The organism is Mesorhizobium loti (assembly GCF_003148495.1).
Lineage (GTDB): Bacteria > Pseudomonadota > Alphaproteobacteria > Rhizobiales > Rhizobiaceae > Mesorhizobium > Mesorhizobium loti.
Genome location: NZ_QGGH01000011.1, coordinates 144,091 through 157,455 on the forward strand (window position 1 = coordinate 144,091; position 13,365 = coordinate 157,455).

Genomic DNA, 13,365 nt, shown 5'->3' on the forward strand with positions numbered 1-13,365 from the left:
AGCGCCGCCGATCAGGCGGCGGCTTCGTTCTTGCGGTTTTTGCGCGCCCAGCCCGGCAGCCAGTCACCATGAGCAGCCAGGAGATCATCGACCAGTGACCAGATCTGGTCGAGATCGAGCTCGGCCGCGGTGTGCGGGTCCATCATCGCCGCATGATAGATATGCTCGCGGTTCTCGCTCATCAGCGCCCGCACCGTCAGTTCCTGCACGTTGATGTTGGTGCGGATCAGCGCGGTCAATTGCGGCGGCAAGTCGCCGATATAGGTCGGCTGGATGCCGGAGGCATCGACCAGGCACGGCACTTCGGCGGCACAATCCCGGGGCAGCGAGGTGATGCAGCCATTGTTGCGGACATTGCCGTAGATCACCGAGGGTTCGCCCGTCCACACCGAATTCATGATCGATGAGGCGTACTCCTTCGACTCCTCGACCTCGATGCGCTGGGCCGAGCGGTAGGCCTGCGCCTGGTCTTTCCAGCGCTCGATCTGCTCAATGCAGCGCTTGGGATATTCGTCCAGCGGGATGCCGTATTTCTCGATCAGGTCCGGGCGGCCTTCCTTGATGAAATAGGGCGTGTATTCGGCGAAATGTTCCGAGCTTTCGGTGACGAAATAGCCGAGCCTGGTCAGCATCTCGTAGCGCACCTTGTTAGGGCAGCGCGGATTCCAGCCGGGCTTGGGCGCGCGGCCCTCACGATAGGCACGTACGAGATCGGGATAGAGGTCGCGGTAGGAGCCGTCCGGCTGGCGATGCTCGAAGTTGAGATAAAAGGCCATGTGGTTGATGCCGGCCGAGCGATAGCGGATCTCTTCGTAGGGAAGGTCGAGGTCGTGGGCCAGTTCCATTGCCGTGCCCTGCACCGAATGGCAGAGGCCGACCTGCCTGATCTCGGGATATTTCTCTGATATCGCCCAGGTGTTGATCGCCATCGGGTTGACATATTGCAGCATGATCGCCTGCGGGCAGACGGCGAGCATGTCCTCGCAGACCTTCCACAGATGCGGCACGGTCCTCAGGCCCCGCATGATGCCGCCGACGCCGAGCGTGTCGGCGATCGTCTGACGCAGGCCGTATTTCTTCGGCACTTCGAAGTCGGTGACCGTGCAGGGCTCGTAGCCGCCGATCTGGAAGGCGACAACGACGAAATCGGCGTCGGCCAGCGCCTTGCGCTGGTCCGAATGGGTCTCGGTCTTCGCCTTGACGCCGAGCGTCGCGATCAGCTTGTTGACGACGATGGCGCTCTCTTCCAGCCGCTGCGGATTGACGTCCATCAGTGCGATGGTCGCGCCAGAAAGCGACGGGCGCTGCAGCACGTCGCCGACAATGTTCTTCATGAACACCGTGGAGCCGGCGCCGATGAAAGTGATCTTGGGATTTCTTGCCATGCTAACCTCCGGCATATGTTCAGGCCACGTCGAAAGCGGCCCTAACGAGCCGTTCGGTGTAGGCGGTCTTGGGATTGGACAGGACGTCGTCGACGGGGCCCCGCTCGACGATCTTGCCGTTCTGCATGACGATGACGCGGTGGCATAGCGCACGCACCACCTTGAGGTCATGCGAGATGAAGAGGTAGCTGAGGCCGCGCTCGTCCTGCAGCTTGCGCAGCAGGTCGATGATCTGCGCCTGGACCGAAAGGTCGAGCGCCGATGTCGGCTCGTCGAGCAGGATGAATTCGGGTTCCAATGCGATGGCGCGGGCGATCGCGATGCGTTGCCGCTGTCCGCCGGAGAATTCGTGCGGAAACCGCGACAGTATATCGCCCGGCATGCCAGCGCTGACCAGCGCATCGCGCACCCGTTCGACCCGCTCGCGCCGCGTCGCCCCTATGCTGTTGACGATCAGCCCTTCCTCGATGATCTGGCCGATCGTCATGCGCGGGTTGAGCGAGGAGAACGGATCCTGGAAGACGATCTGCATGCGCGAGCGCAACGGCCGCATCTCGGCCCGCGACAGGCCGTGGATCGGCTTGCCGTCGAAACGGATCTCGCCGCGCTTGGCGTCTATCAATCTAAGCAGGGCCTGACCGAAGGTGGTCTTGCCGGAGCCGGATTCGCCGACCAGCCCCAGCGTCTCATGGCGGCACAGGCTGAGGCTGAGATCGTCGACGGCGACCAGCTCTCGCCAATCCGGCTTCAGGAAAGTGCCATGGCGCAGCATGAACGAGACGCGCACGCCGCTGGCCTCGAGAATGGTGCCGCAGCCCTCCGGCAGCGGCTTCGGCTGCCCGTGCGGCTCGGAAGCGAGAAGCCGCCTTGTATAGGGATGCTGCGGATCGGCGAAAAGCCGTTCGGTGACGTTGTGCTCGCACATTTCGCCATGCTGCATGACATAGACGTAGTCGGAGAACTGGCGCACCACGGTCAGGTCGTGGGTGATCAGGATCACCGCCATGCGCAGCTCTTTCTGCAGGCTGCGGATCAGGTTCAGGATCTGCGCCTGGACGGTGACATCGAGCGCCGTGGTCGGCTCATCGGCTATCAGCACATCGGGATTGTTGGCCAGCGCCATGGCGATCATCACCCGCTGGCGTTGCCCGCCCGATAGCTGGTGCGGATACTGCTTGAGCCGCGCGACAGGATCGGGAATCTGCACGTGCTGCAGAAGTTCGAGTGCGCGCGCCCACGCATGCTTGCGGCTGACCCTGCGATGCACCCTGATCGCCTCGACGATCTGGCTGCCGACCGTATAGATCGGGTTGAGCGAGCTCATCGGCTCCTGGAAGATCATCGAGATGCGGTTGCCGCGCAGCTTGCGGCGGGCGTTCTCAGGAAATTTCAGGATGTTTTGCCCGTCATAGCAAACGCTCGATCCGGGCGACACCGTGGCGCGTCGCGACAGCAGTCCCATTACGGTGCGCGCCGTCACCGACTTGCCGGAACCGGATTCGCCGACGATCGCTATCGTCTCGCCGCGATAGAGCTGGAACGAGATGTCCTTGACCGCCTCAACGACGCCATGCTCGACCTTGAAGGCCACCGCGACATTGCGGGCGTCGATGATGGGCTGGTCCTGGCGCCCGTCATGGTCGTGGCGGACGATCGGTGCGAAGGATTCGGCGAGCGCGACGGACATCTGTGCCACCTCAATAGGGATCGACGGCGTCGCGCAGGCCGTCGCCCAGCGCGTTGAAGGCAAAGACGGTGACGAGCACGAAGCCGACTGGCGACAGTATCCAGGGATAGGTGCCGATGACGGAATAGGTCGCGGTGTCCTGCAGCATGAGGCCCCACGAGATCAGCGGCGGCTTGACGGCGAAGCCGAGGAAACCGAGGAAGGATTCGAGCAGCACCACCGTCGGGATCGCCAGCGTCACGGCGACTATCACATGGCTCATCACATTGGGGAAGATGTGCTGCATGATGATGCGCCGGTCGGTGGCGCCGACCGCCATGGCGGCGCGCACATACTCGATCCGCGCCAGCGCCAGCGTCTTGCCGCGCACCTCGCGTGACATCTGCGCCCAGCCCAACGCCGACATGACGATGATGACGAAAGCCAGGAAGACGTTGGTGGGAGCGGTGACCGGGATCAGCGTCGTCAGCGCCAGATAGAGCGGCAGCTGCGGGAAGGCGAGCACCAGTTCGACGAAGCGTTGCATCCAGACATCGAACCTGCCGCCGAAATAACCGGAGACCATGCCGACGGTGGTGCCGATGACGGTGATGATGAAGACGACCGTCAGCGCGATCATCAGCGAGACGCGCGAGCCGTGGATGGCGCGCGACAGCACGTCACGGCCGAACTTGTCGGTGCCGAGGAAATGCACAGGCTGGCCGTCCAGCGAGCCGAACAGATGCAAGTCCGCCGGCAAGAGCCCGAAGAGCTTGTAGGGCGCGCCATGGACGAAGAAACCGAGCAGCCTTGGATGGTCATAGTCGGGGCCAACGACCGGCTGGAAGGTGACCGGATCGAGGTCCGCCGAATCGGCCAGCGCATAGACCCTCGGCCGCGCGACGAAACCGCCGTCCTTGTCATGGAAAACAGGCAACTGCGGCGGAGCGAAACCGACATCCGTGACCTTGGGGTCCATTGGCGCCATGAACTCGGCAAATACGGCCATGACCAGCAGCAGCACGACGAGCCAAAGCCCAGCCATGCCAGTCCAGGAGCGCTTCAGCCGGCGCCAGACCAGCGCGATGTAGCTCTCATTGCCGCGCGCCGGTTTGGCTACGATGGGACCTTCGGCCGGCAGCGGTGGCGGTGATGGATCGCGCGCCAACATCTAACCCTCCCCGAACTGGCGCACTCGCGGATCGAGCAGGACGAGCAGCATGTCGGCGATGATGTTGCCGACGATCAGCGTCGCCGACAGGACCATCATGAAGGTGGCGGTGACATAGACGTCGCCGACAGCCATGGAACCGACGATTGCCGGGCCGACGGTCGGCAGCGCGAAGATGATCGCCGTCTCGATCTCGCCGGTGAGCATGTAGGGCAGCACCACGCCCTGATACATGACGAGCGGGTGCAGCGCGTTGGGCACGGCATGGCGCATGACGACGGCGGCGCCGGTCAGCCCCTTGGCCCTGGCCGTCTCGACATATTGCGCGTTCAGCGTGTCGAGCAGATTGCCGCGCATGACGCGCATATTGTAGGCAAGCCCGCCGAAGGTGGCGATCGCCACGACCGGCCAGACATGCCTGACCAGGTCGACGAATTTGGCCCACGACCACGGAGCGCCGCCATATTGCGGCGAGAAGAAGCTGCCTATCTCCGACACGTTGAACTGGAAGACCATGAGATAGACGATGATCAGCGCCATCAGGAAGCGCGGCACCGTCATGCCGAGGAAGGAGATGGCCGACAGCGTCGAGTCGATCCAGGTGTATTGCCGGGTCGCCGCCCATATGCCGAATGTGATGCCGAGCACCGAGGCCAGCAGATGGCAGACGAGCGCCAGAATGAGCGTGCGCGGCAGGCGCTCGCCGACCACATCGGCGACCGGCTTGTTGTAGTAAAGGCTGTAGCCGAAATCGCCGCGGTTGATGATGCCGCCGATCCAGTTGAGATACTGCACGGGCAGTGGCTTATCGAGGCCATGCTCGATGCGATAGGCCTTGGCCTGCGCGTCGGCCTCGGCGAAGGAGGCTCCACCCTGGTTGATCAGCTGCGAGCGGATGTAGTCGGCATAGTCGCCCGGCGGCGCCTGGATGATGGCAAAGGTGACCAGGCTCAGAATGGCGAGGACCGGTATTGCCGACGCTATGCGCGTGAGCAGGAATCGCAGCATGGACGGTCCGCTTCCTTGTCTCGCCGATCGCGCCTTTTGGTTGCGTCCGGAGGTTGGTTTTGTCCGACCGCGCCAGCGGCGCGGCCGGAGTTCTCTTGGTCAGGGAGGTAAACCTAATTCATCTCATCGGGCTCCTAGTCCATCGGGCCTTTGTCTCCGGGTTTGCCGGGAAGCTCCTCAGGGAACAATTCGTATTTCGCCTGCTTGTCGGCGGCGACAAAGACCCGTTCGCGGATGATTGAATCCTCGGCCCAGTTGAACATGAAGATCGGCGTGCCTTGCGGAATGTTCGAGAAGCGCTTGTTGATGATCAGCGCGCCAGGATATTCCGTCAGGCCGACATTGTAGACGTGTTCCGTCGAAATCTTCTGGAACTGCTTCATCAAGCTCGCGCGCTGGTCATTGTCCTCGGACGAGACGAACTTGTTGACGATATCGACGAGGTCCTTTTCGAAAGGCATCAAGTCTACCTCGCCGCTTTCGGGCGCGCGGTGGTTCCAGCTGGTCTTCGGACCAACGGGAGCGAGTTGCTCGGTGTTCTGCACCACCGATGTCAGTTCCTGGTCGTTGCGCCGGACCAGCCAGTCGAAGCGGCCGGAATATTGCGAGGCGTCGCGCTGGGTGCCGTTGAGCCCGTTGAGCACGACCCGAATTCCGAGCTTTTCCATCTGGGCGACGACGCCTTCGGCAAGGCTCTTGTCGGTTGTGTAGTCGTTGTTGACCAGCATCACGACCTCGACGTTCTTGCCGCCGGCGGTGCCGGCCGGGAAGTTCACGAAACCGTCGCCGTCCGTATCCTTGAGGCCGGCCTTGGCGAGCTCCGCCTTGGCGCCCTCGAGGTCGAAGGGGTAGTAGACGGTCGAATCGCGGTCATAGAAACTGGTGCCTGACGACAGGCCGCCGGCATAGATGGCGGTGAACGGACCCTTGACCAGCGAGTCGCCGAGCGCCTTGCGGTCGAGCGCCATGGTGACGGCCTTGCGGAAGTCCTCGTTGCGGTTCAGCTCGCGCACAGCTTGCCCGCGTTCGTCCGGGTTGCCCCAGCCATTGGCGGAAAAATTCATGCGCAGATTGTAACCGATGAGCCGCGGGCCAAAGGCCAGGCGTGCGGGCGCATTTGCCTCCGCAGCGCGCTTCAGCGAGGCGACGAAGTTTTCCGGCTGCTCCAGATTGGAGAAGTCGGCCGAGCCGGCAACCGCCTGGACGTCGCGGTCGGCCCAGGTCGACAGCTTGTATTGCAGCTCGTTGAGGTAAGGCAGCTGGTTGCCCTTCTCGTCGACCTTCCAATAGTAGGGGTTGCGGCGCATGACGATGATGTCGTCCGGCCGGTACTCGACCGGCACCCAGGCGCCCATCACCGGCATGTTCATGAATTCCGGCGGAAAGGCGTTCTTAAACTGGTCGTAGGTGTTCTTCGAATATTTCGGATGCTGCGGCTTCAATATGTGCGCGGGACCGGGACAGAAGGTGCCGTAGGCCATCGCATAGAGATATTGTTTCGGAAACGCCTCCTTGAAGGTCCACTCGACGGTGTAGTCGTCGATCTTCTTCAGCGTCGTGCCGACACCGAAGGTTTCCTGTGTGGCACCGTTCAGCGGCGAGACATTGGGATCAACGACCTCGTCGTCCCAATAGAACATGACATCGTCGGCGTTGAAGGCAACGCCGTCCGACCACTTCGCCCCTTCGACCAGATGCATGGTGAGCTTGTGGCCATCGCTCGACCAGTCCCAGCTCCTGGCCAGGTTCGGCAGCGGCTCGGTGTCCTTCGCCTCGACCTGGAACAGCGGCGCGGTGCGCGTCAGGCATTCGGAAAGGCCGATGTCGATGCCGCCCCAGCCTTGCGTCTGGCCGGCGCCGTAGTTCCAGCCTTCCGGCCGCCCGCCGATGACATGGCGCATCGTATCGCCATAGACGCCGATGCCGTCCTGCATGTTGCCCGTCTTGAAAACCAGCGGTTCTTTCGGCAGCCTGTCTTTCACCGGCGGCAGCTTGCCGGTCTTGACGTATTTCTCGGTGACCCAGTCGGGCTCGTGATATTGCGGCAGCGCCTTGAACTCCAGAATGGAATCGCGCGCGACATAGTTGATCTTGCCCTCGGCGGGGAACGGTGTCGGCGCCGGCGGAACCGTCGGCTCGGAAGCGTATGCACTGAGTGCCGAAACCGAGACGCTCAGCGCCAGTCCGGCAGCAAGGCCGATATTGCGTAAATTCCTCACTGTCTCTCTCCCTCTTGTTTGTTCCGGAGCGTTTGCACCTGCTCCGCTTCTCCTCGAACTCAAAACGGCTTCGTGGCAGTGGATCCGCCTCCCGTAGATCCACCATCACCGCATGAGGTTTCCAGCCGGCCCGTTTCAGCCGGCTTGTTTCAGCGCGGCTTTTTCGGCGCGCAATTCCTCGATCGAGCGAACGCTGCGCCGTGCGGCGCCCGCCCACTCGCGGGTCTTCACCGCCGATGTCGACAGCCGCTCCCTGGCGGCCGGAACCGCATGGGCATATTGCGGCAGCCAGGCCGCCTGGGCGACGACCATTTCATCGACCATCTGCCAGACCTCCTCCGGGGTCGAAACCGCGCCGACCAGGGGATCATGCAGCACGGCGAGCTTCAGCAGATCGATGTCGCCTGATATCGCGGCATGCACCGACATGCGCTGGACGTTGATCGAGGCGATGCAGGTGGCGGCGCAGGCTTCCGGCAGCGTGATGCCGGCGGCCATGTTGATGCCGAAGCGGTCGACGAAGCCGGGCGACTCGACGATGGCATCCTGCGGCAGGTTGGTGATCACGCCATTGTTCCTGACGTTGAAGTGGCCGCGATAGACGCGGTTGGTCTCCAGCGCCTCCAGTATGTGGCTGGCATGCTCGTTGGAGCGCTTCCCGGGATCGATCGGCTGTGACGCCGCTTGGAGGAACTGCGGATATTCCGTCTCGAACCAGTTGCGGGTTTCGGTGGAGTGGCGGAGATAGCCGCCCGTCTCGCCGTGGATCCAGTCGGACATATCGATCCAGCGCGTGATCTCGTCGGGGCGTTTGCGGTACCAGGGCAGATATTCGGAAAGATGGCCGTTGCTTTCGGTCGAATAGACGCCGAAGCGCTTCAGGACATCGATGCGCAATTTCTCCTGCTGCGAATAGACCGGATGCGCCTCGAAGGCGGCCACCAGTTCGTCCTTGCCGATGGGGCGGCCGTTGAGGCGCAGGTCGATGAACCAGGTCTGGTGGTTGATGCCGGAACAGACATAGTCGAGCTCCTGCGTGGACTTCGCGCCCAGCACCTCGGCGATCTGCTCGGCACCGTGCTGGACGCCGTGGCAGAGCCCGACAGTGTCGACCTTGCCGTATTCGATCGCTGCCCAGGTGTTCATCGCCATCGGATTGGCGTAGTTCAGGAATTTGACGTTGGTCTCGGCGACCTCGCGCATGTCCTTGCAGAAATCCAGGATCACCGGGATGTTGCGCTGGCCATAGAGGATGCCGCCGGCGCAGATCGTGTCGCCGACACACTGGTCGATGCCGTATTTCAGGGGAATGCGGATATCGTCGGCATAGGCTTCGAGACCTCCGACCCGCACGCAGCTGATGACGTAACGTGCGCCTTCAAGCGCCCTGCGGCGGTCGGTGGTCGCCGTCACCCTGGTCGGCAATCTGTTCGCTTCGACGATCCTGTCGAGGATCGCCTTGATCATCTGAAGGTTGTGCTCGCTGACGTCGGTCAGCGCGAATTCGATGTCGGTGAATTCGGGCACGCAGAGGATGTCGGTGAACAATTTCTTGGTGAAGCCGACGCTGCCGGCACCGATGATAGCGATTTTGAAACTCATCAGCCGCACCTCATTCCGTTCACATGGCAGACAAGGAATGACAATGGGAAGCTGTAGCCACATGCCGCCGCATGTATGCAGGACAAGCCGGAATCCGGCTCGCCAACCTCCCTGTCCGCTCCTCGACTGCGGATCTCTCTCGCTTTTCGACGGGGATTATGCGCTTATTCGCGAGCGCGACCAGAGAAGGATTATGCTTTCAAGGGTAATTTTATGCTGCAAGATTTGATCGCCAACGGACAGTCCATGCGCACGATCTCGCTGCCGCGCGGCCGCCAGCGCCTGCACGCCATGCCGACGAGCACGGGCTATGAAGTGCGCGAGGACGAAATCTACGACTGGGATGGGCGCAAGCGCGGCCAGACGCCGTTCACCGTGCTCCAGCACACGATCAGCGGAACCGGCCGGCTGCGCTACGAGAACCGCAACTACCGCCTGCAGAAGAACGACACCTTGCTGGTGCTGGTGCCGCACAACCACCGCTACTGGCTGGCCGGGGACGAGCGCTGGGAATATTTCTGGATTTCGATGAACGGCGAGGAGGCGCTGCGCATCCACAAGTCGATCCTCAGCGTCTCGGGTCCGGTATTTCGGCTGCAGCCGGCGACGATCGATCATCTTGCCGATTGCAGCCTGCGTCTGATCAAAGGGGCCGCTTCGCCGGGGGCTGCTTCGGCGATAGCCTACGAGGCCGCGATGGCGCTCTATGACGATGTCTTCGGCTCACATGCCTTTGCCGAAAAACAGAGCGCCATGCAGCCGGTCATCGATCACATCAATGCCAATCTCGACAGGCCGCTGCCGGTGGCGGACCTGGTTCAGATCAGTGGCCTCAGCCGGGCCCATTTCTCACGCTGCTTCGCCGAAAGCGAAGGCCTGCCGCCTGCCGAGTTCGTGCTGCAGCAGCGCCTGCAACGGGCGGCAAAGCTGCTGACCAAGGCGGATTTCCTGCCGGTGAAGGAAGTCGCCATCCTGTGCGGTTTCGAGGACGCCAACTATTTCTCGAAGGTCTTTCGCCGCTGCTACGGCATCACGCCGAGCCAATTCCGCACGACCGGCATGTATGCCAATTTGAGAACTCCGGCGCGGCGCGGCGTCAGGGCCTTCGATGACGAGACCTGACACCGGCGCCGTTAAACAGGCAGTTAACTAGGCAGCGTGCAGGCTGCCGCCGTCCAGCCATTCGAGATCGACCCGCGAAAGCGTGATGTCGAGGGCACGCAGACTGTCATCGAGTTCGTCCAGCGTGCGGGGGCCGATCAGCGGGATGGAGGGGAATGGCTGATCGAGCACATAGGCCAGCGCAATATGGATCGGGCTCTTGCCCAGTCTCGCGGCAAGTTCGATCGCCCTGTCGCGGCGGCCGAAATTCCGCTCCGAGTACCACACCCGCACCAGTTCCTCATTGTCGCGCTTGTCGCGCCCGGCGCGATCGGTGAAGAAGCCACGCCCCTGGCTTGACCAGGCGAAGTTCGGCATCTGCCGGGCGGTCAGCCAGGTCTTCCAGGCATCGCTGGACGCAGTGACGCAGCCTGCCCAGATCGGCTCCAGCATTTCGGCCAGCGAGAAATTGTTGGATAGCGCTCCAGGCTTTTGCTTGCCGGTGCGTTCGGCGTAGGCAATTGCCTCATCCATGCGTTCCATCGTCCAGTTCGAGCCGCCGAACGGGCCGCGGATACGCCCAGCCTTCACCTCGCGATCCATCGCATCGACGAATTCGCCTACCGGCACATCCGGATTGTCGCGGTGCATGAAATAGACGTCGACATGATCGGTCTGCAGGCGCTCGAGCGACTGGTCGAGCTGCTTGCCGATCACATCGGGGTAGCAGAGCGGCGAATGCGCGCCCTTGGCGATGACCACCGATTGCGCGCGCACGCCGCGGTTTTTCAACCACTCGCCAAGCAGCTTCTCGGTGTAACCGGCGCCGTAGACATAGCCGGTATCGAGGAGATTGCCGCCGGCCTCGAAAAAGGCATCGAGCAGGATCGAGCCTGAGGAGAAGGTGCGGAAATCCTCAAAGCCGAGCGCCACCACCGACGCCGGCTTCGACAGGCCAGGGATCGTGCGCTTGGCGATCGCCGTGCCGCCCGATTGCAAAGGCCGGCCGGAGATGGTGTTGACGCGTTGTTGGGCCTTCTCGATCCCGTATTCGAGGCCGGCTGCCGCCCGCCATCTGTCCAGCACACGCAAGGTGCCGAGGCTTTCCGCCCACGCCATGCCCGGCCAGGCGAATTCCTGCCGCCCGGCGCGGATGGCCTCACCGGCTGCATCGACCTCGAAGGAATAGACATGGCGCTTCTCGTTGACGCTGATGGTCTCGCGCGCGCCATCGGATGCGATCACGTCGATCTGGCCGAGGCCGACATCACGGTTGCCGCCGGCGAACCAGAAGTCCGGCACTTCGATGCGGCCTTTGGTGCCCAGGATGCGCAAGACATTGTCCTGGTTGAGCGAGATGCTGCAGGAGACCTCGGCGACGATGCCGCCGGGAAAATGCAGCAGCGCCGAGGCCCATTCGTCGACGCCGGACTGGCCAAGGTGGGCGGTGCCGACCACCTTGTCCGGCTCGGCGAAGGGAAGTCCCACAGCCGCCCCGGCAATAAGCCGGACCATCGAAACCGGATAGCCGCCGACGTCCAGGATGCCGCCACCGGCGAGATCGTTGGCATAGAGCCGGTGCTCCGGCATGAAGCGCGGCATGGCGAAGCCGAAGCTCGACTTGATCATGTGGACCTCGCCAATGACGCCCGATCTGATCAGTTCCACCAGCTTCAGCGTCTGCGGATGCAGCCGGTACATGAAGGCTTCGCCGAGGAACGTGCCGGCCTTGCGCGCGGCATGGATCATGGCGTCGGCCTCGAAGGCGGTCAGCGCAAGCGGCTTTTCGCACAGCACATGCTTTCCCGCTTCCGCCGCCTTGATCGCCCATTGCGCATGACCGGGATGCGGTATCGAAATGTAGACGGCGTCGATGTCGGGATCGGCGAGTAGCGCGTCGTAGCCGTCGAGGATGCGGGCACCGGGAAAACTCTCGGCGAGGCCGGGCTTGCCGGGATTTCGCGCGCCGATGGCGACCAGTTTTCCAGTGCGCGAAGCGGCCACGCCACCGGCAAAGGACTGGGCGATGCTGCCCGGGCCGAGAATGCCCCAGCGAATGGGCGTGGTTGCGTTCATTGTCATTCTCCTTGAAGGCTGGAAAGGGCCGGCGGTCAGCGCAGCCGCAGCCCTTTTTCGTCGAACAGGTAGGATTTGCGGATGGAAACGGTAATCTCGGGCGTGTCAGGGACCTTTGCCGCGTCGCGCTGGATCACCACGTCGTCGCCGTTGGCCGTTCTGGCATAGAGGAAACTTGTGCCGCCCAGGTGCTCAACCACGTCGATGGCAACCACAAGGTCGGTGTCGCCCTCTCCGGCATTGCCGAAATGTTCAGGCCGCACACCGACAATGACCTTGCTTCCGATTTTTGGGCCGCCTGCTTCGGGTGCGGCGCCCGTCAGCGGTTGCACGATACGGGTCTTCTCCTGACCCGCCAGCTCGACCACGACACCACGCGCATCGTGCCCGACAATACGGCCGTTGATGAAGTTCATCTTCGGCGAACCGACAAAGCCCGCCACGAACTGATTGTCGGGATTGTCGTAGAGATCGAGCGGCCGGCCGATCTGCTCGACATGGCCGGCGCGCAGCACGACGATCCTGTCGGCTAGCGTCATCGCCTCGGTCTGGTCGTGCGTGACATAGATCATTGTCGTGCCGAGCTCCTTGTGGAGGCGCGATATCTCGACGCGCATCTGCACCCTGAGCTCAGCGTCGAGATTGCTCAGTGGCTCGTCGAACAGGAAGACCTGCGGCTCGCGCACGATGGCGCGACCTATGGCGACGCGCTGGCGCTGGCCACCCGACAATTGCTTGGGGCGACGCTTCATCAACTCGTCGATGCGCAGAATTTCGGAGGCCCGCTTGACACGCCGGTCGGTGTTGGCCTTCGGGTTGCCGGTCATTCGCAGCCCGAAGCTCAGATTCTGTTCGACGGTCATGTGCGGATAGAGTGCGTAGGACTGGAAGACCATGGCGATGCCGCGGTCGGCCGGCTCGACATCGTTCACCACCTTGCCGCCGATGGCGAGCTCACCGCCGCTGATGTCCTCAAGCCCGGCGATCATCCTGAGCAGCGTCGATTTTCCGCAGCCGGAAGGGCCGACGAAGACAACGAATTCGCCGTCCTTGATGTCGATGCTGGCACCGTGGACGACCTCGAAGACACCGAAGCGCTTGACGACATTGTTGAGCGTGACAGTTGCCATGCTGATC

General features: G+C 62.7%; 9 protein-coding genes. 1 reads left to right on the forward strand and 8 read right to left on the reverse strand.

Annotated elements, in window-relative coordinates:
* Window positions 1-11 precede the first annotated feature (11 nt).
* The 6 genes from melA (C8D77_RS28615) to melA (C8D77_RS28640) all read right to left on the reverse strand — a co-directional run bounded on the left by melA (C8D77_RS28615) (window position 12) and on the right by melA (C8D77_RS28640) (window position 9,051).
* Window positions 12-1,385: an alpha-glucosidase/alpha-galactosidase gene (melA, locus tag C8D77_RS28615; RefSeq protein WP_109670562.1), complete on the reverse strand. Its 1,374-nt coding sequence runs from the start codon at window positions 1,383-1,385 to the stop codon at window positions 12-14.
* Between the two features lie 19 nt (window positions 1,386-1,404).
* Window positions 1,405-3,072, reverse strand: a complete 1,668-nt coding sequence (locus tag C8D77_RS28620; RefSeq protein ID WP_109670616.1) for an ABC transporter ATP-binding protein — start codon at window positions 3,070-3,072, stop codon at window positions 1,405-1,407.
* Between the two features lie 10 nt (window positions 3,073-3,082).
* The gene (locus C8D77_RS28625; protein WP_109670564.1) at window positions 3,083-4,222 is read right to left on the reverse strand and encodes an ABC transporter permease; all 1,140 of its coding nucleotides are present in this window, start codon (window positions 4,220-4,222) and stop codon (window positions 3,083-3,085) included.
* Window positions 4,223-5,230 carry an ABC transporter permease gene (locus tag C8D77_RS28630; RefSeq protein ID WP_109670566.1) on the reverse strand — a complete coding sequence of 336 codons (1,008 nt, stop codon included), beginning with the start codon at window positions 5,228-5,230 and terminating at the stop codon, window positions 4,223-4,225.
* A 134-nt stretch (window positions 5,231-5,364) separates the two neighbouring features.
* Window positions 5,365-7,449, reverse strand: coding sequence for an ABC transporter substrate-binding protein (locus C8D77_RS28635; protein WP_109670568.1), 2,085 nt, complete (start codon window positions 7,447-7,449; stop codon window positions 5,365-5,367).
* Window positions 7,450-7,584: 135 nt separating this feature from the next.
* The gene (gene melA, locus C8D77_RS28640; protein WP_109670570.1) at window positions 7,585-9,051 is read right to left on the reverse strand and encodes an alpha-glucosidase/alpha-galactosidase; all 1,467 of its coding nucleotides are present in this window, start codon (window positions 9,049-9,051) and stop codon (window positions 7,585-7,587) included.
* Between the two features lie 75 nt (window positions 9,052-9,126).
* Here melA (C8D77_RS28640) and C8D77_RS28645 point away from each other — a divergent pair, with 75 nt between their 5' ends.
* Window positions 9,127-10,173 carry an AraC family transcriptional regulator gene (locus C8D77_RS28645; RefSeq protein WP_215732087.1) on the forward strand — a complete coding sequence of 349 codons (1,047 nt, stop codon included), beginning with the start codon at window positions 9,127-9,129 and terminating at the stop codon, window positions 10,171-10,173.
* Between the two features lie 27 nt (window positions 10,174-10,200).
* Here the strand turns inward: C8D77_RS28645 and C8D77_RS28650 are convergent, their stop codons facing one another.
* Together C8D77_RS28650 and C8D77_RS28655 are read right to left on the reverse strand one after the other, a co-directional pair.
* Window positions 10,201-12,228: an aldo/keto reductase gene (locus tag C8D77_RS28650; RefSeq protein WP_109670572.1), complete on the reverse strand. Its 2,028-nt coding sequence runs from the start codon at window positions 12,226-12,228 to the stop codon at window positions 10,201-10,203.
* A gap of 35 nt (window positions 12,229-12,263) precedes the next feature.
* Window positions 12,264-13,358: an ABC transporter ATP-binding protein gene (locus C8D77_RS28655; protein ID WP_109670574.1), complete on the reverse strand. Its 1,095-nt coding sequence runs from the start codon at window positions 13,356-13,358 to the stop codon at window positions 12,264-12,266.
* Window positions 13,359-13,365: the final 7 nt, after the last annotated feature.